The organism is Thiothrix winogradskyi (assembly GCF_021650935.1).
GTDB classification, from domain to species: domain Bacteria; phylum Pseudomonadota; class Gammaproteobacteria; order Thiotrichales; family Thiotrichaceae; genus Thiothrix; species Thiothrix winogradskyi.
Map to the genome: position 1 here is coordinate 2,868,639 of NZ_CP091244.1, position 26,383 is coordinate 2,895,021.

26 protein-coding genes and 1 CRISPR repeat array are annotated in these 26,383 nt (G+C 50.4%); of the genes, 6 read left to right on the plus strand and 20 right to left on the minus strand.

Features of this window, described 5'->3' with window-relative positions; genetic code table 11:
• Positions 1–179 precede the first annotated feature (179 nt).
• Together hflK and hflC are read left to right on the plus strand one after the other, a co-directional pair.
• Positions 180–1,175 carry an FtsH protease activity modulator HflK gene (gene hflK, locus L2Y54_RS14475; RefSeq protein WP_236497044.1) on the plus strand — a complete coding sequence of 332 codons (996 nt, stop codon included), beginning with the start codon at positions 180–182 and terminating at the stop codon, positions 1,173–1,175.
• Positions 1,172–2,173, plus strand: coding sequence for a protease modulator HflC (hflC, locus tag L2Y54_RS14480; protein ID WP_236497046.1), 1,002 nt, complete (start codon positions 1,172–1,174; stop codon positions 2,171–2,173). The genes hflK and hflC overlap by 4 nt, the downstream gene beginning before the upstream one ends.
• Here the strand turns inward: hflC and L2Y54_RS14485 are convergent.
• From L2Y54_RS14485 to L2Y54_RS14495, 3 genes are all read right to left on the minus strand, one after another.
• On the minus strand, positions 2,170–2,652 hold the full coding sequence (locus tag L2Y54_RS14485; protein WP_236497048.1) for a LabA-like NYN domain-containing protein: 483 nt from the start codon (positions 2,650–2,652) through the stop codon (positions 2,170–2,172). The genes hflC and L2Y54_RS14485 overlap by 4 nt on opposite strands.
• A gap of 16 nt (positions 2,653–2,668) precedes the next feature.
• Positions 2,669–3,103, minus strand: a complete 435-nt coding sequence (locus tag L2Y54_RS14490) for a hemerythrin domain-containing protein (RefSeq protein WP_202716875.1) — start codon at positions 3,101–3,103, stop codon at positions 2,669–2,671.
• Between the two features lie 200 nt (positions 3,104–3,303).
• On the minus strand, positions 3,304–4,401 hold the full coding sequence (locus L2Y54_RS14495) for a DNA cytosine methyltransferase (RefSeq protein WP_236497049.1): 1,098 nt from the start codon (positions 4,399–4,401) through the stop codon (positions 3,304–3,306).
• Between the two features lie 52 nt (positions 4,402–4,453).
• Here L2Y54_RS14495 and L2Y54_RS14500 point away from each other — a divergent pair, with 52 nt between their 5' ends.
• Both L2Y54_RS14500 and L2Y54_RS14505 read left to right on the plus strand, forming a co-directional pair.
• Complete coding sequence (locus tag L2Y54_RS14500) at positions 4,454–4,714, plus strand: helix-turn-helix domain-containing protein (protein ID WP_236497051.1); 261 nt, start codon at positions 4,454–4,456, stop codon at positions 4,712–4,714.
• Positions 4,714–5,802, plus strand: a complete 1,089-nt coding sequence (locus tag L2Y54_RS14505; RefSeq protein WP_236497053.1) for a hypothetical protein — start codon at positions 4,714–4,716, stop codon at positions 5,800–5,802. The genes L2Y54_RS14500 and L2Y54_RS14505 overlap by 1 nt, the downstream gene beginning before the upstream one ends.
• Before the next feature lie 50 nt (positions 5,803–5,852).
• Here L2Y54_RS14505 and uvrA read toward each other — a convergent pair whose 3' ends face one another.
• The 6 genes from uvrA to L2Y54_RS14530 form a co-directional block, all read right to left on the minus strand.
• Positions 5,853–8,729: an excinuclease ABC subunit UvrA gene (gene uvrA, locus L2Y54_RS14510; protein WP_236497054.1), complete on the minus strand. Its 2,877-nt coding sequence runs from the start codon at positions 8,727–8,729 to the stop codon at positions 5,853–5,855.
• Between the two features lie 86 nt (positions 8,730–8,815).
• Positions 8,816–9,022 (minus strand): hypothetical protein, encoded by a 207-nt coding sequence (locus L2Y54_RS14515; protein ID WP_236497056.1) that lies wholly within the window; start codon positions 9,020–9,022, stop codon positions 8,816–8,818.
• 77 nt (positions 9,023–9,099) lie between these two features.
• Positions 9,100–9,303 carry a BrnA antitoxin family protein gene (locus L2Y54_RS14520; protein WP_236497057.1) on the minus strand — a complete coding sequence of 68 codons (204 nt, stop codon included), beginning with the start codon at positions 9,301–9,303 and terminating at the stop codon, positions 9,100–9,102.
• Entirely contained in the window at positions 9,300–9,497 is a 198-nt protein-coding gene (locus L2Y54_RS21920) for a BrnT family toxin (protein ID WP_414718430.1), read from the minus strand. Before L2Y54_RS21920 ends, L2Y54_RS14520 begins: the two co-directional genes overlap by 4 nt.
• A gap of 19 nt (positions 9,498–9,516) precedes the next feature.
• Positions 9,517–9,905: a CRISPR direct-repeat array (repeat unit 35 nt; unit sequence GTTGTAGTCCCCCGTCATTTGGGGGTGGTATTCAA).
• 182 nt (positions 9,906–10,087) lie between these two features.
• Entirely contained in the window at positions 10,088–13,702 is a 3,615-nt protein-coding gene (gene cas13a / locus L2Y54_RS14525) for a type VI-A CRISPR-associated RNA-guided ribonuclease Cas13a (protein ID WP_236497059.1), read from the minus strand.
• A gap of 86 nt (positions 13,703–13,788) precedes the next feature.
• The gene (locus tag L2Y54_RS14530; protein ID WP_236497061.1) at positions 13,789–14,376 is read right to left on the minus strand and encodes a Uma2 family endonuclease; all 588 of its coding nucleotides are present in this window, start codon (positions 14,374–14,376) and stop codon (positions 13,789–13,791) included.
• Positions 14,377–14,440: 64 nt separating this feature from the next.
• Between L2Y54_RS14530 and L2Y54_RS14535 the strand changes: the two genes are divergently transcribed.
• Positions 14,441–15,079 carry a hypothetical protein gene (locus L2Y54_RS14535; RefSeq protein ID WP_236497063.1) on the plus strand — a complete coding sequence of 213 codons (639 nt, stop codon included), beginning with the start codon at positions 14,441–14,443 and terminating at the stop codon, positions 15,077–15,079.
• Positions 15,080–15,139: 60 nt separating this feature from the next.
• On the opposite strand, the gene L2Y54_RS14540 is transcribed toward L2Y54_RS14535, so the two are convergent.
• The 10 genes from L2Y54_RS14540 to fabD form a co-directional block, all read right to left on the minus strand.
• A complete protein-coding gene (locus L2Y54_RS14540) occupies positions 15,140–15,520 on the minus strand; it encodes a PilZ domain-containing protein (RefSeq protein WP_236497064.1) in 381 nt (126 codons plus the stop codon).
• A 38-nt stretch (positions 15,521–15,558) separates the two neighbouring features.
• On the minus strand, positions 15,559–16,509 hold the full coding sequence (holB, locus tag L2Y54_RS14545; protein ID WP_236497066.1) for a DNA polymerase III subunit delta': 951 nt from the start codon (positions 16,507–16,509) through the stop codon (positions 15,559–15,561).
• A complete protein-coding gene (gene tmk / locus L2Y54_RS14550) occupies positions 16,506–17,141 on the minus strand; it encodes a dTMP kinase (protein ID WP_236497068.1) in 636 nt (211 codons plus the stop codon). Before tmk ends, holB begins: the two co-directional genes overlap by 4 nt.
• Positions 17,138–18,178: an endolytic transglycosylase MltG gene (gene mltG / locus L2Y54_RS14555; RefSeq protein ID WP_236497069.1), complete on the minus strand. Its 1,041-nt coding sequence runs from the start codon at positions 18,176–18,178 to the stop codon at positions 17,138–17,140. Before mltG ends, tmk begins: the two co-directional genes overlap by 4 nt.
• Positions 18,175–18,984: an aminodeoxychorismate lyase gene (gene pabC / locus L2Y54_RS14560; RefSeq protein WP_236497071.1), complete on the minus strand. Its 810-nt coding sequence runs from the start codon at positions 18,982–18,984 to the stop codon at positions 18,175–18,177. The genes mltG and pabC overlap by 4 nt, the downstream gene beginning before the upstream one ends.
• Positions 18,971–20,314, minus strand: coding sequence for an aminodeoxychorismate synthase component I (locus L2Y54_RS14565; protein WP_236497073.1), 1,344 nt, complete (start codon positions 20,312–20,314; stop codon positions 18,971–18,973). Before L2Y54_RS14565 ends, pabC begins: the two co-directional genes overlap by 14 nt.
• On the minus strand, positions 20,315–21,559 hold the full coding sequence (gene fabF / locus L2Y54_RS14570; RefSeq protein WP_236497074.1) for a beta-ketoacyl-ACP synthase II: 1,245 nt from the start codon (positions 21,557–21,559) through the stop codon (positions 20,315–20,317).
• 84 nt (positions 21,560–21,643) lie between these two features.
• Positions 21,644–21,886: an acyl carrier protein gene (gene acpP / locus L2Y54_RS14575; RefSeq protein ID WP_236497076.1), complete on the minus strand. Its 243-nt coding sequence runs from the start codon at positions 21,884–21,886 to the stop codon at positions 21,644–21,646.
• Positions 21,887–21,966: 80 nt separating this feature from the next.
• Entirely contained in the window at positions 21,967–22,722 is a 756-nt protein-coding gene (gene fabG / locus L2Y54_RS14580; RefSeq protein ID WP_236497077.1) for a 3-oxoacyl-ACP reductase FabG, read from the minus strand.
• On the minus strand, positions 22,722–23,669 hold the full coding sequence (gene fabD, locus L2Y54_RS14585) for an ACP S-malonyltransferase (RefSeq protein WP_236497079.1): 948 nt from the start codon (positions 23,667–23,669) through the stop codon (positions 22,722–22,724). The genes fabG and fabD overlap by 1 nt, the downstream gene beginning before the upstream one ends.
• Before the next feature lie 154 nt (positions 23,670–23,823).
• Between fabD and infA the strand changes: the two genes are divergently transcribed.
• Positions 23,824–24,042, plus strand: coding sequence for a translation initiation factor IF-1 (infA, locus tag L2Y54_RS14590; protein WP_028489898.1), 219 nt, complete (start codon positions 23,824–23,826; stop codon positions 24,040–24,042).
• Positions 24,043–24,088: 46 nt separating this feature from the next.
• On the opposite strand, the gene clpA is transcribed toward infA, so the two are convergent.
• Positions 24,089–26,383, minus strand: coding sequence for an ATP-dependent Clp protease ATP-binding subunit ClpA (gene clpA, locus L2Y54_RS14595; RefSeq protein ID WP_236497080.1), 2,295 nt, complete (start codon positions 26,381–26,383; stop codon positions 24,089–24,091).

The following is a 26,383-nucleotide window of genomic DNA, read 5'->3' on the forward strand; positions in this document are numbered from 1 at the left end:
TATAACGATCACAGCCACGCTAATCTAATCACTTGTTCACACCCGAAACCACCAACACACCAACGCAATCTTTATCCGCCGACAACCCCATTTCCTCGGAAGCTTCTCGCTAAACCACACAGTACGGCGTAGAGTCATGATCATAATCACAAAACTTTTATGACTGGAGGGAATTCCGCGTGAACCCAATACCATCCTTTCCCATGACCTCGCGACCACGCTTGCCACGCTTCAAGCTAATGGGCATTGCCCCTGTGATCATTATCCTGCTCGGCATCACCGCTTGGTCATCTTGGTACACCGTCCCCAGCGATTCCGTCGCTATCGTGCAACGCTTCGGAAAATTTCAGGCGGAAGTCCAACCCGGTTTACATTTTAAAATTCCCTTGGGTGTGGATGTCGCCACCATTTTGCCGGTCAAACGCCAGTTAAAACAGGAATTCGGCTTTTATACCGAAGGTGCAAGCAATGTCGACCAATACTCCGACAACCCAGCGGCAGAATCACCGATGGTCACAGGCGATTTGAATGTGGCACTGGTGGAATGGGTGGTGCAATACCGCATTGCTGAACCCACCAACTACTTGTTTGCGGTGCGCGAACCGGGCATCACCTTGCGCAATGCCTCGGAATCGGTGATGCGCGAAGTCGTGGGTGATCGCACCGTCGATGAAGTTCTCACCATTGGGCGGCAAGAAATCGAAGCCGAAGCATTGGTCAAACTCCAGCAACTCGCCACCCGTTACCTCATGGGCGTGAGCATCGACCAAGTGCAATTAAAGAACATTAACCCGCCGCGCCCAGTGCAAGAATCCTTCAACGAAGTCAACCAAGCGCAACAGGAAAAAGAAAAGCTCATTAACGAAGCCCGCCGCGATTACAACAAAGTCATCCCCTTGGCGGAAGGTGAAAAAGACCAGCGCATCCGCGAAGCCGAAGGCTACCGCGTCAAGCGCGTCAACGAAGCCGAAGGCGACGTAGCACGTTTCAACGCGGTATTCACCGAGTACCAAAAAGCCCCCGACATTACCCAACGGCGTTTGTATCTGGAAACCATGCAAGCCATTTTACCGGGCATTCAAAACAAAATCGTGGTGGATGAAGGCATGAAAAACCTGTTACCCCTGCTCAACCTCAACACCTCACAGAAAACCCCAGCGGAGGCAACACCATGAACCGTTTACTCCTAGTGCTTGCCGGTTTGCTGGCATTTGTGTTGTTCAATGCGTTCTATACCGTGGGTGAAGCGCAGCAAGTGATCTTGACGCAATTCGGCAAACCGGTGAAAGAACCCGTGACCGAAGCAGGCTTAAAAATGAAAATCCCGTTCATTCAAGAGGTGAACCGCATCGACAAACGGGTGTTGCCGTGGGATGGCAGCCCTTCGGATATGCCGACCAAAGACAAGCTCTACATCTCGGTGGATTTGTTTGCCCGCTGGCGCATTGTGGAACCACTCCCCTATTTCCTGCGCTTACGCGACGAACGCAGCGCCTTATCACGTTTGGATGACATCCTCGGCAGCGAAACCCGTAACGCGGTTGCCAAACACGAATTGATTGAAATTGTACGCACCACCAAAGGGCGTGTTCCTCTCAAAGACCCGACTTTAGTGGAAGGTGCGGCTGATGGCGCAGACACCAACAATGTGGTGGGTTCACTCGTGCCCATCCAAAAAGGGCGAGTGTTGGTAGAACAAGAAATCTACAAAGCCGCTGCGGAAAAGCTCAAAGTGTTCGGGGTGGAATTGCTGGATATTCGTTTCAAGCGCATCAATTACAACGCCAGTGTCGAACCCAAAATCTACGAACGCATGATCAGTGAACGCCGCCAGATTGCCGAACGTTTTCGCTCCGAAGGCAATGGCGAAGCGGCACGGATTCGCGGCAATATGACCCGCGACCTGAACCGTATTCAATCCGAAGCTTATCGCCAAGTGGAAGACATTCGCGGCAAAGGCGATTCGGAAGCGACCGCAATCTACGCCAAGGCTTATAACCAGAGTCAGGCGGCGGCTGACTTTTATGCATTCACCCGCACATTGGATGCTTATCAGGCGGTGATGACACCGGATACCAGCCTGATTTTGTCGACCGATAGCGATATTTTCCGCTTGCTCAAAGGCACGTCGGCATTGCCGGAAACGTATACCGCGCCACCGTCAGGGGATTAGCGTTTGCCTAATAGCAGGCTATCGTCAATCGGCACGTAACGGGTCGCGGCATTGATGAGGGAATTGGCAGTTAAACCGGGGACACCATACACCTCGGTTTCCACCCCGTAGCGTTGGTATGCCCGCAGCAGCAGCATATCGAAATCGCCATCGCCGGATGCCAACACGATCATGTCGGTGTTGGCAGCGGCTTCGATCACATCCAGCGTGATACCTACATCCCAATCGCCTTTGGCGGAACCGTCGCTGCGCTGGATATAAGGTTTGAGTTTTACCTCAAACCCAATCGCCCGCAGGATGTTTTGAAACTGCATCTGCTTTTCGTCGCCGCGCCCAATCGCATAGGCACAGGCTTGCACCACTTCACGCCCGGCGGTGGCTTGCGCCCAAAAACGGTTGTAGTCGAAACTGCACCCGTAAGCAGCGCGGGTAGTGTAGTAGATGTTTTGTACATCGACGAAGAGACTGACTTTTTTCATTCAACCTGAGCAACCATTACTTCGACATGGCCGCTTGTACTGCCCGCACAGTGGGGTAGAGATGTTCCACTTCGTCTTCGATCCGGTTGAATACCAGTTGGAACATTTCACGGGTATCTTTCACGAACTGATCATGGTCATTGATGCGCAATTCCTTATTCTTGCTCCAGCGTTTGAGGTACTGCCCAAATACCCGCTTGATTTCACCCGAACCAGAGAGGAATTTATTCGCTGTATTGCGGATGTTCTGATCACTATGCAATAACATGGACTGGTACAGTTCTCGCTCTTCCAGATCCAGATGTTCTTTCACCTGGTCAACGTAAGAGAAAAACAGGTCACAGGTAACTTTCAAGTCGCAAACGGAACGCTCGTCAATCAAATGGCAGAGTACGTTGGAAAGCTCGGTGATTGTGTCATTCTGCTGATTAAGTTCGGTAAATGAAACCATGGTATTGCCTTTCGTTATTTGCTAGGAGTGGGAGAGCGCCAATATGGTTTGGCTTTTGCCACCTGTTGGTGGATATGCGATACGAATTTAGCGCATAGACGTAGATTTCACAACATGCGTTTCAGGAACTGCTCGGTAAGCCATACTTCAGTTTTCGCAACCTGTTCTGGCATACTTCACTATCCATCACCAGTACATGGTCAGCAAGCAAATTTAAGCTCCATATTTTGTCCCGTTAAATATCCATCTTCCTGATGCACACCGCTACGTTCCAATACGCGGTATACAACCTCAGCCACCACTTGAGCCAACCGACAAGGCACTGCGTTACCAATTTGCGAAAAAACCTTACTTTGCGAGCCACAAAATCGGTAATCCATTGGAAAACCTTGCAACAACGCAGCTTCATCAACGGTTAACCGCCGTAGGGACATCGGGGCATCATTCGTTCCATGCGGCTTTCCTCCTTTCATCAGATGACGGTGATAGTCCTCAACCCACGGTTTAGCAGCGTCGAATAAATGAGCTTCATCAATAATAGGAGTCCTATTCCCTCCCATACTAGCCGGTAGGGTACTTGCCCAACCATCGGGGTTAAGCGGGCGACCCTGACCATTAAATAACATACCCGCATAAGGTGACTGCCTTAATACAGGCTTTAATGCCAAGGTGATTTTCGCTTTGCATACCTTATTGTTTGTTTGTGTCCCTGCTTTTCCCAATGGGGATAAAACTTCGCGTAGCGTCGGGGGTGTTGCCTGATATTTTCTGAAAGAAGCGGCATTAATTGGATTAACGCCCTGTTTAAAACCAATGAAAAATACACGTTCGCGTGATTGCGGAATCCCCAAATCTTTTGCGTTCAAGGTAGTCACTGTCACCGCGTAACCCGCATTGGAGAAACGTGCCATTAGCTTCCTTCTGACTTCGGCGAACTTTTCCAAACTGCCTAATGCCTTGACGTTTTCCATCACAAAAGCACGCGGCTTGATGAGGTCAACCACATCAGCAAAACTGAAGATTAATTGGCTTCTAGGATCGTCGGCATCCATTTTTCCTGCCACCGAGAAACCTTGGCAAGGCGGACCACCGAACACAACATCAATATTTTTAAAACTGCCTAATGCCTGTAAGTTGGAAGTAATATTTCCCTCGTAAAGCGTTGTCCCAGCGTGATTCGCCCTGAATGTCTGGCAGGCATAAGTATCTATTTCATTCGCGGCCATGACCTCAAAACCTGCCCGTTTGAAACCGACATCCATGCCACCTGCACCCGAAAACAAGGAAACAGCTTTCATATTGAAATATTCCATTTACGAATAATTTGTGAATCATAGCATTATCCACTCTATGAAGAAAGACAAGTCCATCCATGACCTACGGTATCACTCGCTGGTTGAAGCCCTCACCAGCGAGCGCAAGCGTTTGAATATTTCTCAAGCTGAACTTGCCAACAAAGTAGGCATGAATCAGTCAGATATATCCAAAATCGAGCAACTTGAACGACGGTTGGATGTCTTGGAATTTGTGCGTATTCTGGAAGCCTTCCGAATCAGTGAAAACAAAAATTTTTCTGAAAAAATAACCGCTTTACTAGGCATGGAAATTTAATGAACGTATCGGAACGCAACGAAGATGCCAAATACTACGTCAACGCCAAACTACTCCGGGCAGAAACATTACAGGAATCTGAATTTCATGATTTACTCACTGGAACTCCAGAAGTCCGTAACCTGCTCACAAACCTAATAGAAATCCATGCCAAGGGCTTTCGTGGCGTTGTTTTGACCGCTTTAGTGGGCATACACATTAACCCAGAATACGACCCACTCAACGATTTTTACGGATGTAATCCACGAGCCATTTTTGAGGAAGGCATTTGGTATGCTTTGACTGAAAAAGGTATTCCTTGCGGCAAGTCAGACCCACTCAATGTGGCAAAAAACATTAGTCAACTGAATGAAGCGTGGGCAAAAGGCAAACGTCCTGAAGCGGCAGCTTTAGCCGCTGTCCATTTTTTGCGGATAGTCATGGAGAGCAAAGGCAAGCAACAAGCCACTCTGATTGATTATTTCTTTTTCAGATTGCTCCGCTACACACAGCAGCTAAACCAGCAAGTAGTTGTCACAACCAGCATGGACAGGGAAAGCACGCGGCAAATAGCGGGGAAACTCGCAACATTCTGCGTTGAATACCCGGAAGCCGGAAACGTGCCACAGTTTGTGATTGCCAAGTTATTGGCATTGTTGTATGCAGATTCCACCATCACTGTTCATGGCGGGGATGAAAGCGTCTTCGGTACAAATACCACATCGAAGAAACCCGCCGATATTTGGACAAGTCAAAGTGGGGAAATCCTGAATCTGTATGAAGTCACCGTCAAAAAGATCAATCTGAAAAGGCTTGATGACTGCATTGATGCGCTACAGGGACTTGGCAGCTTGGGTAAGCCCGTCACCTTCATCTGTCGCATTCCCGAAGACACCACAGAACTCGCCCTAGACGGAAACACACGTCAATATAAAGGAAAAACCTTTGATTTTATTGATATAAGAGAGTTCATCTTTGTGATTTCAACATTACTAACACCTGCACAAATGCTGGATTTCTTGGAAGAACTTCAGGCATTTGTGACCGACATCAATATTTCCACCAAGACGAAACAAGGCTGGAACAGCATCTTCCAACAAAAGGACTAACCACCGAAGTAAAGTTCATTCGCCCCGAAAAACGGGGCAGTTTTGGTGTATCACAACATCCGTTTCAGGAACTCCCCCGTAAACGAGCTCTCAGTTTCCGCCACCTGCTCCGGCGTACCCACCGCAATAATATGCCCCCCACGACTCCCGCCTTCCGGCCCCAAATCCACCACCCAGTCCGCCGTCTTGATCACGTCCAGATTATGCTCGATCACCACCACGGTATTGCCGCCATCGCGCAAGCGGTGCAGCACTTGCAGCAATTGGTCAACGTCGTGGAAATGCAGCCCCGTGGTCGGCTCATCCAGAATATAAATCGTCTTGCCCGTGCCGCGTTTGGACAGCTCTTTCGCCAGCTTGACGCGCTGCGCTTCGCCGCCGGACAGTGTGGTGGCATTTTGCCCCAGCGTGATGTACGACAGCCCCACGTCCATCAGGGTTTGCAGCTTGGTGTGGATCGACGGCACGGCGGCGAAAAATTCGCAGGCATCTTCCACCGTCATCGCCAGCACTTCGCTGATGTTCTTGCCCTTGTAGCGGATGTCGAGGGTTTCGCGGTTGTAACGCTTGCCGTCGCACACTTCGCAGGTCACGTACACGTCCGGCAAAAAGTGCATTTCGACCTTGATCAAGCCGTCGCCGGAGCAGGCTTCGCAGCGTCCGCCCTTGACGTTGAACGAAAATCTTCCGGGCAAATAACCGCGTGACCGTGCCTCTTGCGTCGCCGCAAACATATCGCGGATTGCGGTAAACACACCCGTGTAGGTCGCGGGGTTGGAACGCGGGGTGCGCCCAATCGGGCTTTGGTCGATGTCGATGATTTTGTCGATTTGCTCCACGCCCAGCACTTCGCGCACCGGGGCAACTTCCACGCTGCTGTCGTGCAAATGCCGCGCCAGAAACGGGTACAGTGTGCGGTTGATCAGCGTCGATTTGCCCGACCCCGACACGCCGGTGATGCAGGTCAGCAGCCCCAGCGGAATTTCCAGCGACACGTCATTGAGGTTATTGCCGGTCGCGCCGATCAGTTTGATGGTGCGTTCCGGGTTGAACGGGGTGCGTTGCGCGGGCATGGTGATTTTGCGCCGCCCGGACATGAATTGCCCCGTCACCGAATCCGGCGTGGCAAACACTTCTTCCGGTGTGCCTTGCGCAATAATGTAACCGCCATGCACGCCCGCACCGGGGCCAATATCCAACACATGGTCGGCGGAACGGATCGCGTCTTCGTCATGCTCGACCACAATCACGGTATTGCCAAGGTCGCGCAGGCGGAATAGCGTTTTCAGCAAGCGGGCATTGTCGCGCTGGTGCAAACCGATGGACGGCTCATCCAGCACGTACATCACCCCGACCAGCCCCGCGCCAATTTGCGAGGCGAGGCGGATGCGTTGCGCTTCGCCGCCGGAGAGCGTTTCCGCGCTGCGGCTCAGGGTCAAATAATCCAGCCCGACGTTGACCAAAAATTCCAGGCGCAAGGCAATTTCGCGCAAAATCTTGTCGGCAATTTGCCCCTGCGTCCCCGGTAAATTCAGGCTGCGGAAAAACGCATGGCTTTCGCCAATCGGCAAATGCGTGATCGCAGGCAAATTGCGCCCCGCGATGAACACGTTCCGCGCCTGTTCGTTCAAGCGTGTGCCGCCGCAATCGGGGCAAGCGCGGCTGGCGAGGTATTTCGCCAATTCTTCGCGCACCGCACTCGAATCGGTTTCGCGGTAACGGCGTTTGAGGTTGTTGAGTACGCCTTCAAAGGTGTGCGAACGGGTGTAAATTTGCCCTTTTTGCCCGACGTAGGTGAATTCCACCTCCTCCAAACCACTGCCGTGCAAGATCAGTTTGTGGACAGACGCGGGCAATTCCTCCCACGGCTGTTCCACGTCAAAGCTGAAATGGTCGGCAAGCGAGGTGAGCATTTGGAAGTAGTAGGCGTTGCGCCGATCCCAGCCGCGCACCGCGCCACCCGCAAGGCTCATCGACGGATTTGCCACCACCCGTTGCGGGTCGAAAAATTGTTCCACGCCCAAACCGTCGCAGGTCTGGCACGCGCCAGCGGGTGCGTTGAACGAGAACAAGCGCGGTTCGAGTTCGGTCAGCGACCAGCCGCAATGCGGGCAGGCGTAGTTGGCGGAAAACACCAGTTCTTCTATGTTCCCTTCGGCTTCGCTCAGGGAACGATCCCCCTCCCGTTGGCTGAGCGAAGTCGAAGCCCCATCCATCGGCGCAACAATTGCCAGCCCGTTGGCGAGTTTTAGCGCGGTTTCAAACGATTCGGCGAGGCGCAATTGCATGTCGTCGCGCACTTTGAAACGGTCAATCACCACTTCGATGGTGTGTTTCTTGCGCAATTCCAGCGTCGGCGGCACGTCCAGTTCGTAGACCACGCCATTCACCCGCGCCCGCAAATAGCCTTGCGCCCGCAACGAATCAAACAGTTGCACATGCTCGCCCTTGCGTTCGCGCACCATGGGAGCAAGCAACATCAGCTTGCTGCCTTCGGGCAAACTCAACACCTGATCGACCATCTGGCTGACGGTTTGCACTTGCAAATCAACGTGATGCGTCGGGCAACGTGGCACACCCGCCCGCGCATACAGCAGGCGCAGGTAGTCGTAAATTTCGGTGATCGTGCCGACGGTGGAACGCGGGTTGTGCGAGGTGGTTTTCTGCTCGATGGAAATCGCCGGGGAAAGCCCTTCGATGTGGTCAATATCCGGCTTTTCCATCATCGACAAGAACTGGCGGGCGTAGGCGGACAGCGACTCGACGTAACGCCGCTGCCCTTCCGCAAAGATCGTGTCGAACGCCAGCGACGACTTGCCCGAACCCGACAAGCCCGTGATCACGATCAGCTTGTCACGCGGCAGGTCAAGGTCGATGTTTTTCAGGTTGTGAGTGCGTGCGCCACGAATTCGGATGAATTTTTCCATGAGGTTTGCAAGCTCGTTCCGAACAAAAAGCGAAGTTTAGCAGGTTTTGGCAGAAAGGGAGATTTCCCTACTAATGGCAAACAGGTTTACAAACGATCTTCGCGTACCGCGTCGGATAAGCTGGTTTTCAGCCTAGACAATGCTTGCCGTGCGTGTGCAGCCCCGTTGCCGCGTCGGTTTGCTACGGTCTTTTTGGCTTTTTTCAATGCCATCAACATGGGCTGCAAGGCCAACAGTTCCCTGACATCCAGCAGAGCAACCTCTTGCAACACTTGGCTTCTCAGTGCATTCATAATTCACCGTCCTGTCAATCAAGATAAGCATAAAAAACACGAAGTTTAGCAGGTTTTGTTTGGTATTCGTTGCTCGCTTAACCCATTGCCGATTGAATCAAAGAAATATCTTTGCGTAACAAGTCGTTAACCAATTGTTGTACGTCAATACCTTTGGCTTTGGCGCGTTCCACAAACCATGTTTCTACATCCTGATCTAAATAGACGGGGATGTTGAGATGGGTATCAGGGTGGAAAAATTGACCCCGCACTCCTTTAGAAAAATCGTATTCGTCTTTCATCCTAAATCCTCATACTGTCGTTGTTCATGGCGTGTAGCAGGTCTAGCAGAAATGATTCGTATCGTGACCTGATCGTCGTAATACGTTAGAAAAGTATGCACCACCAAATGAACTTTGTGTGCTTTGGTATTACCCAACGTAACCCAACGTTCTTCCGTCATTTGGGGGTCGTATTCAAAATATATCGAAGGCATGAAAAAAAAGAACAACAAAGTTGTAGTCCCCCGTCATTTGGGGGTGGTATTCAAACGAAAAACTGAGCGCTAAACCTCGCCCTATTCGCTGTTGTAGTCCCCCGTCATTTGGGGGTGGTATTCAACCACACAAGTGTCTGACATCAGTCCCCTTCAGGGAGTTGTAGTCCCCCGTCATTTGGGGGTGGTATTCAAACAGCTCATAAAATGGATTGAGCAGGCTCAAAAGGACTGTTGTAGTCCCCCGTCATTTGGGGGTGGTATTCAAAAGATTTTTGGTGAGCAAGCGCACACTGAGCGGTTGTTGTAGTCCCCCGTCATTTGGGGGTGGTATTCAAACCTCTAAAGGAGCAAAAGTGAAAATTACTCTTCAGTTGTAGTCCCCCGTCATTTGGGGGTGGTATTCAAACCCACTGTTCGTCAGAAACGTTATAGTTTCAACAGCTTGGGGTGTATAAATTTTAACATCAAAATGGCATTTAGAAGTTAGCATTAGCAATGGTACTTTTTGTGCAAAAAACAATCTGCATGTTGCTTAAAAAGCCACCTCCGCATCTGACATGCAAGCCGCACTCTACAGCAAATGCCATTCACTGACTACCCGCCCATCCTTCCCAATTCACCGTTTGCAAATCCAGTGTGCCGATGTCTTGATTCGGATGTGCCGCACCGCCAAACGCGGCTGCTAACATCTTGACAAATGCATCAGAGTGTAAACTTTCGGTGATGCGACAAAACGCTCTCTTGTCTTCTTTCAGTGGAAATTTTTTATCGCCCAAATGATGGACAACACGCGATTCAAAGGTGGCATTACACAATTGGTGGCGGCTATTCATTTCCCACGTGAGGATGAACCCCTCGCGTTCCAGCAATTCCATGATGGATTGGCTCACGGCATTTTTAAGTTTGCGGTCGTAGGACATAAGATCACGCGCACAATTCACCCAACACGTTAAATTCAGCCCCATCGCAACCGGACACCGCAGCGTCTTGTTAGAAAGGCTTTCCGTGGTACGTTGTTTGCCATACAACATATTGAAGTGGGCAAAATCATTACGGATGGAACGGTACAGATCAAGATTGACTCGACCAACAATAGCCTGTTTTACGGCATTCTGACTAACCTGTACTTTCCCCATCGCTTCGATAATTTGCCCTTTCTTGAACAAGGTCAAACCGTCGTCTTCCATTTTGCCTTTTTTGTTGTACTTAGGTGGGTTGTCAGTGACAAAAAAATCTTCCGGTTTTAACTGATGCTCATGCAATGTAGCCAACGTTACAAACGTCAAATCACGCTCAAACAAACCGGAAAAATCCGCCAACCGTGCCAACACTTTCATAACAATCCGGTGAGCTGCCACATGATCCACCAATCGAATGTGGTTGGAGTCTTGTCGATGTGCCACCACCTTTTTTAACGCCGCAGCATAACCCTGATACCCTTCAAACTGCTTGCGTTCCTTCACCCATTGCGCGTGTAATGCCTCGCGTTGAGATTGCGCCTCTGCCACGACTGAAAATATGCCATTCTTGAGAGGTGCTTCCATCGTCAGACAACGGCTTACGTCTTCCGCTGTGATTTTTTTCTTCACCAATGCCTGTAACACGGGGATATGCCCAAAACGGCGGATTTCCCGCAAACCCCGCTGCGGCAAATATTGCGCCCGCTCGCGCCCATTGCCTTGATTCTCAAAAACTTGAGCAAAAACACGCGGGTTCTCATAGAAACTGCTAAAAGCCGTCAATACGTCGCGTTCCACCGTGGGCATGGCATTATCGCCCGTGTATTGGCTGTCGTGCATATCCAAATACAACTTGAGCGTATGCTGCAATGCTTTGATGCGTGTTTCTTCTTTGTCATTCCGTGCCTGTTCGGGTTTGGCAAGAATTTCCCACTTTGCCAATTGGTGCAGTAATTGTGACACTTCGCCAACAGGCATCAAATGCAGCAAGAAATACAGCACGGGTTGCCAGTTAACGGTCTGCAAAGCTCTTGCAGGCAGTTGAATATTCTCTGTCGGACAGCAACGGATTGGCTGCAATGCTTGCTTGGGATCAATGTCCAATAGCCAACACAAACCCTTTCCATCCAAAAAGTCCTTAAATGCCAACGCCACTACGTCACGCAACAACTCATCAATGTATTCCGCCTGCTCTCGTGCTTTTTCAGCATCGCTGGCATAACCACGCTGGACACGCATCTCACTGGCTGTCGCTGCGGACAAATCGTGGAAGAACTGACGGATGCTTTTATCCTTACCCTGTCCGTCTTTACCACCAATAGCAATCGGCAGTTTGGCAGCGCGTGCCGTGACCAGCTCACGTTCAGCTTCCGACTTTCTGCTCACATCTGGGTTATTACGAGCCGCCGTGGTGCTGCGATTCAGTGCTGTCGCTAACCACGTACTAAGCATTGCATCGGTAGCTCCCTCCAACCAAACACGGAAAGGACGTTCGTATAACATTTTCAGCACCACGTATTGGCATTTCTGTGCAGGATTTTGCTCCATTGCCTGACGATTGACCCGTGATGGTAAACCTGTTTTCAGCCCAGCATTGTGGTTACGTTCGATAACACGCCCAAAACGCGGCAGCGGCAAATCTCCTGTTGGTATTGCACATATACTATTGACCAACTGCTGTACCTGCGCTTGTGTGCAGACTTGAAAGACATGCGCCCCTTCCAGTGTTGCCAGCAAACGTTCATCCTGCTTTTCTTGTGCCGTGGCTAACAATTTATTCAATGGCAGTAGTAAGCCACTGGCTTGCCCTTTATCCGATAAATCTTTATCCAACACCTCCAGAAATTTATCACGACCTTTGAAATGAAAAGCAGCATGACGCAGTGCGCTTCCCACATCATATGCCAGTCTGATTGCGGCTTGACGGGAATCGTCATCTGCCATAAACGCGCTCGCACCGTCTCCTAACAACAGATTCAGGTTTTGATCGAACTCCTGACGACGCTTATCAAGCCCGTTATCCTTAGCAAATAATTTCTCCACATGATCAAGGAATTTACTGTCAAAACTGTCTTTTTCCCATAACTCATCAGGGGACGCTAACGAAGCCCAATTTGCCAAAGTCAGATTTGCCTGTCCCAAGACATGCCGCCAAACGCGCACAAAAGCTTCGGCTCGTTTAATTTCTGCCTGCCCGTCACTACCCCAAAAACGGCTATTAGCCAATGGCACAGTTTCGCTTTCCGCTTCACGGTAATACAAGATTTTTCCCAAGCGGATAGATGCCGCCAAATCGGTGTTTTTGGACTTCTGCTCCAACTTTTCCCGTAACGCTTTTTTCTTGCGGGGTAACAGAAATTCCACCAAGGTTTCATCTCTTCTATCGCTGTCAAACAAGCGGGTATAAAAGTCCTTGACCGCCATGTGGAGGTGAAACAAGCCCGGTTTCTCCTGCTTTGCCTCAGTGATGCGTGATTTACCATCTGTGCCGGAGTAAACCTTCGCCCAATGTTCAAACAGCATTTTGCCCGCCAGACTGCTGTCAATACGCCATTCAGGTTGCATAGGCTGTTTGTTTTTACGGGCTTCTTGTTTTTGTTCTAGGCGGAATTTAGCTTCCAGATAAATACGCTCTGCGACATCATGACGGTTATAGGCTGTCCAATCGGCATCACACCACGGTGCAGATAGCTTTGGCTGATGCAGGGTGTTCTTTTCGATGCTTTCCGCTTGCGCTTGGATTTTACCTTTACCACGCGGCTCGGCTTCTGGACTCAAGCGCAACTCTGCCTCATACAAATGGCTGGCAATGCGTTCGGCGATGATTTGGGCAACATTTTCTGTGATGGCGGTAGGTTCAATATCGCCGACAAAACGCTGATACCAACGCCCTTGGAGTAACGGTGCTGGTTCTTGTACTTGTGTCTCGTGACCATAGGGGTGAATCTTTGAACGCCAAAATACGGCATGATCCGAACAGGGCAAACGTTTGTTGAGTTCTAGCCATGCCGCTTTACCCAAGGTTTCCCGCAATTGATATTGTTGTGGTGTTGGCAGGCTGATTTTGGCTTTTGGGTTGGGTTTGCGAATAATTTTGTCGATGACAGAAACCCACTGCGCAATTACCAGCTTTTCATGACTTACAGCAAATGGGGGAATATCGTGTTTATCCCGATGCTTGTCTAGCAATACACGTTGGTTAGTTTCGGTAAAACTGCGCCCATAGGGTTTAATGATCTGCATGATGGCATCCTAGGAATCGGTGGGGGTCAATTATCAAGCAAAACAAAGAACCATGCACGAAGAATCAATAGGCTTTATTAACGCATTCATTCCCCACTCAACAAACGCCCAACATCCTCATTCCGCACCCGCTCATAAATATTTTCCACACTCAAACTCAACCCAACCGATTCCAGCACCACCATATCCCCCCAATAATAATACGAAGGTCGCCAGCTATCGCTACGGCGGAAAACTTCCACCTCTACCGTATCCTGCTCAATCAGCATGTATTCCTGCAAACTGGGCAATTGCAAATACTCCAGCCGTTTAACTTGCCGGTCACGCTGGCGGGTAGCTTTGGATAGCACTTCCACAATCAACACCGGGGATTCGGTCGAATAGTCATCCAGAAATTGCTCATCGCACACCACCACAACATCGGGGTAGCGGTAGCGGTCTTTGCCCGTCCTCACCAGCAAATCGCTGCTGAATGGGCGGCAATCCACACCCGTTTGCTTGAAATGCATCCGCAACTCGGTCAGGACATTAGCCGTAATCTGGTTATGGTTCACGCTTGCGCCCGCCATCGCAGAAGCAACCCCCTCCACGTATTCGTGGCGAATTTCGCTCTCACGTTCCCCCGCGAGATACGCCTCAACGCTCAGGTAAGCCAGTTGTCTTGCCAATGCCATCTGCATCACTCCCGTTTGTTGTATATCGGTGATAGGCACTTAGGATAACATCGTCAGCAAACGTTTGGCAGAATCCAAACCCGCGTTTACCAACCACCCTTTGGAAACCACCGCAATGTCACTACCCGCTCCAACCACCAGCATTCCATTCAGTGACCTGACCAGCTTGCTCCCGCTGCGTGACCACCGTGCTTACGCCACGCAATTGCAGGCGTTGGCGCAACAATTACCTTACCCCATCAGCCGCTGGCCTGCTTTTGGTGAATACGCCGAGGATTGGTTGTCGGTGGAAATCAGCGAATTTAAGCGGCAGTTGTTTTACTGCGAACGTGGTGGATACACCCTGCAAGCCAGCAGCGAAAACCTGATTGACCTGAGCTATCAGATATTCAGGGCAATCATTCCCGCCATGACCCCAACCGCGCAGCAAACCGCCGCCACCCTTGACCGCATCAAAGACCAACGCCAGTTAATCTGGTTACGGATGAGTTCCGAAATCTACCGGATGTTCCAAATCAACCCACAATTTGGAATGCGCACCGCCTACGCAAATGTGGCGTGGATGTGCGAAGAGCTGGTACGCGCCGGAACTTTCCCAACGCCCCAAGCAGCATTCAACAACCGGGAAGCCATCTTGCACGGCTTGACCCTGAGCGGTTTGCCACACGCTTATGCGGCAAACGTGTATCAGCAATTACACTAGCTGTTCCCACGACCAGCAGTGATTTGCCGAAGCGACCTTGTAAATCCGTTGTCGACTTACTTAATAAGCAGGATTCGATGCGGGTTGTTTCAAAAGATCACCCAACATTTCTTCAATGAATTGTTTGACGCGGAAGCGGTGTTCCCCGGTAAATTGCAAACCAACGCCAGGGCTTGTGCCACGCTGCCCAATCCCCGGTGAAATCCACACAACTCGCCCCGGAATCAGCAACTTTTTACCATCCTCGACCAAGCGCAGGTGCAACACCACTTCATCGTGCAATCCGAACTTTTCGGTGGTCGGCACAAACAGTCCACCATCTTTGATAAACGGCATATAGCTGGCGTGTAATGCTGATTTTTCGGCAATAGCCATGGATAGGCTGGCTGGATTGCCTTCCCCTCTGGGATGCTTGTGGTGCGCCTGCTGGGTATCGTCCATTTAACGTAAACTTTAACTTTCTCTACAAATGACTAATGTTATGTGCGCCACAATATTAGCATGGATTCGATGAATAAACGGGGGTTAAGAGGATGAGTGGATAATTTCTTAAGTTCAAGTAATTTATCATATATGCTCAATAAGCGACGGGGTTTCAGCAAGCTATGCAAGTGATGCAGTTCACCGGTTATTATTGCATCTTTACCGTTAGCCTTTTGTTTTAACAGTGTTTGCAACCAAGTAAACTGCCAGTCTAACAACTGCACTTTGTCAAATTTTTCCCAATATGCCGAAATCTCGGTAATGTTACCCTGCCCCTGTAGGCATTGGGTTAAATGCACCAACCATTGACTCCGATGACTCAACGTATCCGTAGCATCCAAAGCCAATGCGATTAATGGTCTGCCCAAAGCCGTTTCCAATAATGACTCGATGGGGTGTTGCAAAGTTTGCGGTTGCAACCATGCCAGCGCCTGTTGATGCGTCGGCAACGGTAAACGCACCGCTTGGCAACGGCTGCGAATCGTCGGCAATAATAATCCGGGGTGTGCAGTCAGTAGCAAAATATGGGTATCAGGAGCGGGTTCTTCCAATGATTTCAATAGGCTATTAGCTGCATTGACATTCATGCGCTCAGCAGGTTGAATAATGACAAGCCGACGCGGGCTATAACTGCGGCTCAACCCCAAAAAATAGTTCAGTTCACGAATCTGCTCAATCAGGATAGATTGCTTATCTTCTAATAGCTTCACCGCCATGAAATCCGGGTGTGCCTTTGCTGCCTGCACCTGACAACTACGGCACTGACCACAAGCACCGCCGTCACTGTCGGGATTTAAACACAATAAACTGTTAGCCAAAGCAGCAAGGAATTCCTCGTTACCACAGCCATCTTCCCCGCTAAACAATAAGGCATGATGCAAGTGATTATCCGCTTTCGCTTGTTGCAAACGCTGCCATACCGGTATTTGCCAAGGGTATGCGTTCACGCGCCATTCCCAGCAATAATACGCCCCAATACCTGCTGCAATTGCTCCCGGACGTTTACACGCGCTTGTGCGGCTTGAATGACAGGGTAACGAGCTGGCATCTCCGCTGCCCTTTGCAGATAACCATCACGGATACGCTCGAAAAATGCCGCATGTTCCTGCTCAAAACGGTCAGCACGACCACGCGCTTGTGCCCTTGCCATCCCAGTTGCCACATCAATATCAAACAAAATCACGTAATCAGGGCGTACATCGCCTTGCACCCACTGTTCTAACGCCGCAATGCGCGATAAAGCAATACCACGCCCATAGCCTTGATAAGCGTAAGTTGCATCGGTAAAACGGTCGCAAATCACCCATTCACCCCGTGCCAAGGCAGGTAAAATCTTGGTTTGCAAGTGTTCATTACGAGCGGCAAACATGAGTAACAATTCGGTATCCGCATTCATTCCCGGCAACTCAGGGGATAGCAATACCTCACGGATCGCTTCTGCGACTTCTGTACCACCGGGTTCGCGGGTCACTAACACGGTCTTGCCTTGGGAGCGCAAATAGTCCGCTATCCACGGCACGTTGGTGCTTTTACCGGCACCTTCGCCGCCTTCCAGCGTAATAAAAACACCGCGCTTCATGGTTGTGATTCCTTGGTTTTATTTCGATTGAGGATGTATTGACGCACGGCTTGATTATGTTCATCGAGGGTTTCTGAGAAATGGGATGCGCCACCGGGGGTCGTCGCCACAAAATACAACACCTTGCGATTGTCAGCCGGGTGCATCACCGCATCAATCGCCGCCTTACTGGGGGTAGCAATCGGTGTCGGTGTCAAACCAGCTCGTGTGTAAGTGTTGTAGGGAGTATCGGTTTGCAGGTCAGTTTTGCGAATATTGCCGTCATATTTCTCGCCAATGCCATAAATCACCGTAGGGTCAGTTTGCAGCAACATCCCTAGATCAAGGCGATTTAAAAATACTTTTGCCACTAAGGGGCGCTCTTCAGGCAAACCCGTTTCTTTTTCCACAATAGATGCCAAAATCAAGGCTTCGTAAGGGGTTTTAATATGCGGGTGTGGTTCGCGCCCTTCCCAAGCTTTCTGCAAATAGGTTTGCATGGCTTTATAACTGCGCTGTAAAAAAGCTAAATCGGTGGTTTTGCGCGGAAAACTGTAGGTGTCTGGATAAAACCAACCTTCTGGAGACATGCCTTCCGGTGCGCCCAATTGACGCATAATCGCTTGCTCATCCGCATCACCTAAGGTTTGCTCAATATTAGGGTGTTTGCGTATGTCTGCCAAAATATCCTTAAAGGTTTTGCCTTCCAAAATCGTTAGTTGGTATTGCAGTACCTGACCGGACACAAATTTCTGCAAGACATCATCTGGCGTCATGCCGGGTTCAAGTTGGTACTCCCCTGCTTTGATTTGCGTCGCTTTGCCAGTGATACGTGCATGAGCAAAAAATAGCAATTCATGTTCGATGAGCTTTTTTTCTGCTAACTGTTTGGCGACTTGACGGATATTGCTGCCCGGTTTGATTTCAAATAGGGCATTGTCCGGCGTTACCGCAATAGGGGTTTCCTGAAAATGCTGGTACTGATACCACGCTAAAAATCCAACGGTGGCTATCGCGGCAATGATTAAAAGGCTGATTAATTTGAATAACAGTTTCATGCTAGTGTGTGTATTGCCGCCTGCAAATCCCTAAGCAATGGCGGTATGGTGTACTGTTTGCCGGAAAACTCGCGTACAGGCCATAAACCAATCAGGGAATTGGTCATGAAGAGTGCGTGCGCCTGTTCAACGTCCTTCAGCGTTAAGGTGTGAATGTGGCATTGACTGCCGAATTTCTCAAGCGTTTGAATAATATATCGCCGCATTACGCCCGCAATGCCGCATTGTGTTAAATCAGGCGTACAGATTGCACCATCGGTACGTATCAAAAACAGGTTACTCATCGTCCCCTCGATGACGTTGCCGTCATAATCGCAGACCAGCCCTTCCTGATAATCACCCCCGAATTCAGCCCTTGCTAAGACTTGTTCCAAGCGGTTCAGGTGTTTGAAACCGGCTAAACGCGGTTGATGTGCTAAGCGGGTTTCACACAAAGTTAAACGGATACCCTGTTCGGTGTAATTGTCTGGGTAGTTTGCCCAAGGGGATAATTGCAGAATGCGGGTTGGTTCAGTCGTGGTTGCTGGGCTGTAACCCCGTTGCCCACTGCCGCGCGTGACGATTAATTTGAGGGTCGCACGTTCTTGCGCAACACAAGCAGCCAGTATTTCCGCACGGAATGCTTCAAGATTGGGAAAACTGATATTCAACGCTTGCAAACCGGCACTGAGGCGTTGCAAATGCCAATCGAGTAATTGTGGCTTGCCTTGTTGCACACCGATGGTTTCCCACACGCCATCACCGTACAGCAAACCCCGATCCGTGACCGGTAAATGCGTCGCGATGTCGCCGTTAACCCATATCATGACCGAGCGCCCGCAGCAAACCTCGCGCTTTATGGCGGGTTTCCTTGAGTTCGTTGGGGGCAACCGAATCCATGACGATGCCCGCACCCGTGCGAAATTGTAACTGTTTGCCTTGCAGCGTCATGGTGCGAATCAGGATATTCAAATCCATATCGCCGTTGTGATTCAGATAGCCGACCGAGCCGGTGTAAGCGCCTCTGCCGGTTTGTTCCAGTTCGGCAATGATTTCCATGCAGCGCACTTTTGGGCAGCCAGTAATCGTGCCACCGGGGAAGACAGCGCGGATTATTTGCCCCGGCGTAATGCCTTCCCGCAATGTTCCCTGAATATTGGAAACAATGTGGTGGACGTGTTGATAGCTTTCCACCACCATTAATTCGTCGACATTGACTGTGCCGTATTCACAAATACGCCCCAAATCGTTGCGCTCTAAGTCAATCAACATAATGTGTTCAGCGCGTTCTTTGGGGTGTGCAATCAGCTCTTCCAACAAAGCTTGATCACGTTCAGGGTCAGCACCGCGTGGGCGTGTACCCGCAATCGGGCGTGTATCCACCCTACCCGCTTGCACCCTGACCAAACGTTCAGGGGAAGAACTAATGATCGCAAATTCGCCAAAATCTGCCAGACAGGCAAATGGAGCGGGGTTGGTTTTACGCAGTAAGCGGTAAACGTCAGCCGCAGAATGTTCCGACCGTATGTCGCCACGCCATGCCCGCGATAAATTCACCTGAAACACATCCCCCGCCGCGATGTACTCGCGGATACGCTCAACCCCAGCGGTAAATTGCTCCAGCAGATCTTCGGCAATTTGCACCTGTAGCGACGCAAAATTTTGCGTCTCTACGTTCGTTGCTGCCATATCTGTCTGTATTTCAGCAAAAGCTTCAGCAAACCCCTCTTCAGCGACAACGATCGTCTCACCACGTAAATGATCCACGATCACCGCCGCTGGAATACGTACCGCTAACGCAATCGGCAAACCCACTGGTGTATCCGGCAATTGCAAAGTAGGCTCCAATTGCCCAACCAATTCATAACCAAGATAAAGAAACCACCCCCCCCGGAACGGCATCTCTTGTCCCTCCCCTGATAAGGGGAGGCTAGGAGGGGTTTCTTCCTTCTTGCTCCACGCTCCATCCAAGCATTCACAAAAACTGCTCTCCGCCAAATGATCCAGACGAATACATTCCTGCGGAAACGCAAACAGCAAGCTGTAACGGGATAATGGGGATGTAGCGACACTTTCCAGCAGGAAAGGATAACGGGCGGGATTTTGTGAATGCAGGGCGAGTAAATCGTACTCGCCCTTGAAGGTTTGCGTGTGCAATTAGATTTTCTTGAAAATCAAGGTTCCGTTCGTGCCACCAAAGCCAAACGAATTGCTCATGGCAACCGTGACAGCGGTTTCGCGGGCAACGTTTGGCACATAGTCCAAATCGCACTCAGGATCTTGGTTATCCATATTGATCGTCGGCGGCAGAATCTGATCACGGATAGCCAATACGCTAAATACCGCTTCAATACCACCCGCAGCACCCAATAGGTGCCCAGTCATCGACTTGGTGGAACTAACTGCCACTTTGTAAGCATGATCACCCAACGCACGTTTTACCGCCATTGTTTCCGCTTTATCGCCAGCGGGGGTCGATGTGCCGTGTGCATTGACATAATCAACATCCGTCGTATTCAAGCCCGCATCTTTCATGGCATTCACCATGCAACGTGCTGCACCTTCACCGCCTTCGGATGGCGTGGTCATGTGGTAAGCATCACTGCTCATACCGTAACCGACCAGTTCGCAGTAAATCCGAGCGCCGCGTTTTTTCGCAAATTCGTACTCTTCCAGCACTAAAACGCCAGCGCCATCGCCAAGGACGAAACCGTCACGATCCTTATCCCACGGGCGACTTGCCGCTTCGGGATCATCATTGCGGGTAGACAAGGCGCGAGCGGCGGCAAAACCACCGATGCCTAACGGGGTAGACCCCATTTCTGCGCCACCGGCAATCATGACATCGGCATCGCCATAGGAAATCATGCGGGCGGCATCACCGATACTGTGAGTAGCGGTAGCGCAAGCCGACACAATCGACATATTCGGGCCTTTCAAGCCAAACATGATGGAAAGATTACCCGCCACCATATTGATAATACTGGCAGGCACGAAGAAAGGGGAAATCTTCCGCGCCCCGCCATTGAGGAATGTCGCATAATTGCGCTCAATGGTATCCAAACCACCAATCCCTGACCCCATCAGTACACCAATGCGCTCTGCATTTTCTTCGGTGACTTCCAGACCGGCATCGCGAATCGCTTCAACGCCTGCACCGATGCCGTAATGGATAAATTTATCCATTTTTTTCTGGTCTTTGGGCTTGATGTAATCATCGGCATTAAAACCTTTGACGTTACCAGCAATCTGCACACTGAAGGCACTGGCATCGAACAGGTCAGGACTAATACGGTTAATCCCGCTGCGGCCAGCTTTGATATTGTCCCAAGCTGTTTCCAACTGAGAACCAACAGGTGAAACAATACCCAGACCTGTTACTACTACACGTCGCTTAGACAAACTTATGCCCCTATCTAATCGTGACAAACAGACAAGCAGACAAACCGCAACCCATCGCAATGGATCGCGGCTTATCAGCAGAACTTAACCTTTTTGTGGCTGAGCTTTGATATAATCAATAGCTGCTTGCACAGTGGTGATCTTTTCTGCGTCTTCATCAGGGATTTCAGCACCGAATTCTTCTTCCAGTGCCATAACCAGTTCAACGGTGTCCAGAGAATCCGCGCCCAGATCGTCAATGAAAGAAGATGAATTTTTTACTTCAGCTTCATCAACGCCTAATTGTTCAACAACGATTTTCTTGACGCGTTCTTCTATATCGCTCATGGTCTTGTGTTCCTCGTAAATAAAAAGTATTGGTAGCGGTAGACTATTGTATTTAAAACCCGTGCATCATACCAGCAGGTTTAAGCCATATACATACCACCGTTGACATGAATTGTCTCGCCTGTGATGTATGCACCCAAAGAGGACGCTAAAAACAACACAGCTCCGGCAATTTCATTGGGTTGCCCTAAGCGGCTTAGTGGGATATTTTGCAGCAAATGACTGCGCTGCTCTTCGGACAATTCGCGGGTCATATCCGTATCAATGAACCCCGGCGCAACCACATTCACCGTAATGTTGCGTGAACCGATTTCGCGAGCCAGTGATTTGGAAAACCCGACCAAACCAGCTTTGGCGGCGGCGTAGTTGGTTTGCCCCGGATTCCCGGACGCACCCACCACGGATGAAATCGAGATAATGCGCCCTTTTTTGGCTTTGGTCATGCCGCGCATACACACCTTGCTCATGCGGTACACCGATGTCAGGTTGGTAGCAATAATGTCATCCCATTCCTCATCCTTCATGCGCATCAACAAGTTATCGCGGGTAATGCCAGCATTATTCACCAGCACACTGATACCACCGAATTCCCCAGTTACCGCTTTAGTGACGGATTCGATGGAATCTTTGTCGGCAACATTCAACACCATTCCTTTGCCCACAATACCCGCAGCGGCTAAATAGGCGGAAATGGCTTCAGCACCTTTTTCACTGGTCGCCGTGCCGACAACGGTTGCGCCCGCTTTGCCTAACATTTCTGCAATGCTACGCCCGATACCTCGGCTTGCGCCGGTCACTAGGGCGATTTCACCCTGTAAACTGATGAGTGAATCCATTACGCTCCCGCCTCCTCACAAAGTTTTAATGCTTCTTCCAATGTTTTGCTATCTAGGATGCATACCGCACCAAGTTTACGGTCGATCCGTTTATTCAGACCCGTCAACACCTTACCGGGACCAAACTCAATCGCCGCCGTCGCGCCATAGGTATGCTGCAATGCTTGGATCGTATCAACCCAGCGCACCGGGCGATAGAGTTGTTGTGCTAAAGCGCTGCGCATCTCATCCGCAGTGGTGCGGGTTTGCGCATCGACGTTATGCAGCACGGGAATTTGCGCCGCATTAACCGTGGTAGCCGCTAATTGAGTCGCCAACTGCGTTGCAGCAGGCAGCATCAGTGCACAATGAGAAGGCACACTCACGGACAATTTGATGGCTTTTTTCGCACCCATTTCCGTTGCCACTTGAATGGCTCGCTCAATCGCAGTCGCATTCCCCGCAATCACAACCTGTCCCGGTGAGTTGAAATTCACCGCCTCGACGACTTCGCCTTGAGCTGCTTGCGCACAAGCTGCCACAATTTGCGCATCATCCAACCCCAGAACCGCAGCCATTGCCCCTTCGCCGTCTGCCACTGCCGATTGCATCAGGCGGGCACGTTCTGCGACTAACGCCACCGCATCTGTAAAATTCAATACACCCGCTGCTACCAGCGCGGAATATTCACCCAAACTATGCCCAGCTAAGGCAACTGGCTGACATCCCCCTTGTTTCAGCCAAACACGCCAGACGGCGACACCAGCAGCCAACATTAACGGCTGGGTATTTTCAGTGCTATTGAGTGCGGCTTCAGGCCCTTCCTGAGTCAATTGCCACAAATCACGCCCCAACACGTCAGAAGCTTCTTGGAAAGTGTCACGCACTTCCGCAAAGTCTGCGCTCAAGGTCGCCAGCATACCGAGTGACTGCGAACCCTGCCCCGGAAAAATACCCGCAATAGTCATGTGTTTTACTGCTCCCGCGTGAAAAATCGTTCTATCCTAATAAAATTATGTTGCCATGAAAACTGTCAAAGCGAGAAATCTAAAAAAGAACTTGTCATCTGGCGTGTGGCAAGGATAATACGCCGTTTAGTATACTTTAGTATTTAGCGAGATTATGGCGAAAGAAGATTACATTGAAATGGAAGGCATTGTGCAGGAAACCCTGCCTAATACGACTTTCCGCGTTCAGCTAGACAATGGTCACGTGGTTAATGCCCACATTTCCGGGCGTATGCGTAAGAACTACATCCGCATTTTGACCGGCGACCGCGTTACCGTACAGCTCACCCCTTACGATCTTACCAAAGGTCGCATTAGCTACCGCAACAAATAAAAATGCGCCCCGCAGGGCGCATGGTGTGTCAGTTTCCCGATTATGCTTAGGCTGGTACAGCTTCTGTACCGTGCATTTCAATTACCAGCCCGTCATCATCTGCCGATACTTCCACTCGACCACCCTGGCTGAGTTCGCCAAACAGAATGGCATCTGCCAGTGGTTTTTTGATGTGTTCCTGAATCACCCGTTCCATCGGACGTGCACCCATCAAACGGTCATAACCTTTCTCAGCTAACCAATGACGCGCTGCTTCGTCGACAACCAGCACCACTTTTTTCGGCTCCAGTTGCGCCTCCAGCTTGATAATGAACTTGTCCACTACTGAAGACACCACTTCAGCCGTCAGCGGGTTAAACTGAATCACGGCATCCAAACGGTTACGGAACTCTGGTGAGAAGGTGCGGTTAACCGCTTCGGTCGCATCCAGCGTGTGATCTTGCACGGTGAAACCGAGCGATTTGCGGCTGATATTCTCCGCCCCCGCATTACTGGTCATGATCAGAATCACATTGCGGAAGTCGATCTTGCGCCCGTTTGCATCCGTCAGCGTACCGTGATCCATCACTTGCAGCAGAATATTGAAAATATCCGGGTGGGCTTTTTCAATTTCATCCAGCAACAAGACCGCGTGCGGGTGTTTGTTAATCGCATCGGTAAGCAAACCACCTTCGTCATACCCGACATAGCCCGGCGGCGCACCAATCAGGCGCGAAACCGTATGGCGTTCCATGTATTCGGACATATCAAAGCGCAGTAACTCGATTCCCAACCGTAAAGCCAACTGCTTAGAGACTTCGGTCTTACCTACCCCGGTTGGCCCTGCAAACATAAACGAGCCAATCGGTTTGGTATCATCACGCAAGCCAGAACGCGCCATTTTGATCGCGGCAGTTAACTGCTCAACGGCTTTGTCTTGCCCGAAGATCACCATTTTCAAATCACGTTCCAGATTACGCAGGGTTTGCATATCCGAGGTGGAGACCGATTTGGGTGGAATTCGCGCGATTTTTGCCACAATGTCTTCAATATCGGTGACATTGATGGTTTTCTTGCGGGAAGCCGCCGGTTGCAATTGACGGTTTGCGCCTGCTTCGTCAATCACATCAATGGCTTTGTCAGGCAAATGCCGGTCATTGATATATTTAGCCGCCAATTCTGCTGCCGCTTTGAGCGCAGGCTGGGTATAGCGCACATTGTGGTGTGCCTCGAAACGCGATTTCAAGCCTTTGAGGATTTCAATGGTTTCTTCTACCGACGGCTCATTGATGTCGATCTTCTGGAAACGTCGCGCCAAAGCACGGTCTTTCTCGAAAATGGTATGGTATTCCTGAAAGGTGGTCGAACCGATGCATTTGAGTTCGCCCGTCGACAATACCGGCTTGATGAGATTGGAAGCATCCATTGTACCGCCGGAGGTTGCCCCAGCACCGATAATGGTGTGAATCTCATCTATGAACAACACCGCGTGTGGTTCATTCTTGATTTGCTTCAGCACAGCTTTCAGGCGCTTTTCAAAGTCACCCCGGTATTTAGTGCCAGCCAGTAATGATCCCATATCCAAGGAATAAATCACGGCATCGGCGAGAATTTCCGGCACCTCTCCATCCACAATACGTTTTGCCAAGCCTTCGGCAATCGCGGTTTTACCAACGCCTGCTTCACCCACCAGCAAAGGATTGTTTTTGCGGCGGCGGCACAAGACTTGAATGGTGCGTTCAATTTCGAGATCACGCCCAATCAGGGGGTCAATTTTGCCTTCCAGCGCCATATCGTTCAGATTGCTGGCGTATTTTTCCAAAGGCTTCCCATTGTCATTGGTTTCAGCATCGGTTTCAGACGGGTTGCCGGATGACTGCGGCGTATCGTCATCAGATCCCTTGCCCTGAGACGCCTCTGGCTGGTGATCCTTGCGGATGCCGTGGGAGATAAAGTTAATAATATCCAAACGGGTCACACGGTGCCGTGACAGGAAATACACCGCATGGGAATCCGGCTCGCCAAAAATAGCCACCAGAATCGCATCCCCCGTCACCTCACCCTTGCGCGAAGTTTGGGCGCTGTAAATGGCCCGGTGGATGACACGCTGAAACCCTAACGTGGGTTGCACATCGCGGTGTGGGTCATTTTCAGGAACCAAAGGCGTGTTTTCATCCACGAACATATCAAGTTCACGGCGTAACTGTGGAATATCCACTGAACAGGCACGCAATGCCTCTGCCTCACTGGGGTTATCCAGCATAATCAATAGCAAATGCTCAACGGTGACAAACTCGTAACGGCGGTTACGGGCATCGCTGTACAGCGTATTGATCGAGTATTCTACTTCAGCGCTCAACAT

Coding starts and splice junctions, on each gene's coding strand:
- hflC (WP_236497046.1), top strand. CDS start 1,172: ATGAACCGTTTACTCCTAGTGCTTGCCGGTTTGCTGGCATTTGTGTTG.
- L2Y54_RS14485 (WP_236497048.1), bottom strand. CDS start 2,652: ATGAAAAAAGTCAGTCTCTTCGTCGATGTACAAAACATCTACTACACT.
- L2Y54_RS14490 (WP_202716875.1), bottom strand. CDS start 3,103: ATGGTTTCATTTACCGAACTTAATCAGCAGAATGACACAATCACCGAG.
- L2Y54_RS14495 (WP_236497049.1), bottom strand. CDS start 4,401: ATGAAAGCTGTTTCCTTGTTTTCGGGTGCAGGTGGCATGGATGTCGGT.
- L2Y54_RS14500 (WP_236497051.1), top strand. CDS start 4,454: ATGAAGAAAGACAAGTCCATCCATGACCTACGGTATCACTCGCTGGTT.
- L2Y54_RS14505 (WP_236497053.1), top strand. CDS start 4,714: ATGAACGTATCGGAACGCAACGAAGATGCCAAATACTACGTCAACGCC.
- uvrA (WP_236497054.1), bottom strand. CDS start 8,729: ATGGAAAAATTCATCCGAATTCGTGGCGCACGCACTCACAACCTGAAA.
- L2Y54_RS14515 (WP_236497056.1), bottom strand. CDS start 9,022: ATGAATGCACTGAGAAGCCAAGTGTTGCAAGAGGTTGCTCTGCTGGAT.
- L2Y54_RS14520 (WP_236497057.1), bottom strand. CDS start 9,303: ATGAAAGACGAATACGATTTTTCTAAAGGAGTGCGGGGTCAATTTTTC.
- L2Y54_RS21920 (WP_414718430.1), bottom strand. CDS start 9,497: ATGCCTTCGATATATTTTGAATACGACCCCCAAATGACGGAAGAACGT.
- cas13a (WP_236497059.1), bottom strand. CDS start 13,702: ATGCAGATCATTAAACCCTATGGGCGCAGTTTTACCGAAACTAACCAA.
- L2Y54_RS14530 (WP_236497061.1), bottom strand. CDS start 14,376: ATGGCATTGGCAAGACAACTGGCTTACCTGAGCGTTGAGGCGTATCTC.
- L2Y54_RS14540 (WP_236497064.1), bottom strand. CDS start 15,520: ATGGACGATACCCAGCAGGCGCACCACAAGCATCCCAGAGGGGAAGGC.
- tmk (WP_236497068.1), bottom strand. CDS start 17,141: ATGAAGCGCGGTGTTTTTATTACGCTGGAAGGCGGCGAAGGTGCCGGT.
- mltG (WP_236497069.1), bottom strand. CDS start 18,178: ATGAAACTGTTATTCAAATTAATCAGCCTTTTAATCATTGCCGCGATA.
- pabC (WP_236497071.1), bottom strand. CDS start 18,984: ATGATATGGGTTAACGGCGACATCGCGACGCATTTACCGGTCACGGAT.
- acpP (WP_236497076.1), bottom strand. CDS start 21,886: ATGAGCGATATAGAAGAACGCGTCAAGAAAATCGTTGTTGAACAATTA.
- fabG (WP_236497077.1), bottom strand. CDS start 22,722: ATGGATTCACTCATCAGTTTACAGGGTGAAATCGCCCTAGTGACCGGC.
- fabD (WP_236497079.1), bottom strand. CDS start 23,669: ATGACTATTGCGGGTATTTTTCCGGGGCAGGGTTCGCAGTCACTCGGT.
- infA (WP_028489898.1), top strand. CDS start 23,824: ATGGCGAAAGAAGATTACATTGAAATGGAAGGCATTGTGCAGGAAACC.
- clpA (WP_236497080.1), bottom strand. CDS start 26,383: ATGTTGAGCGCTGAAGTAGAATACTCGATCAATACGCTGTACAGCGAT.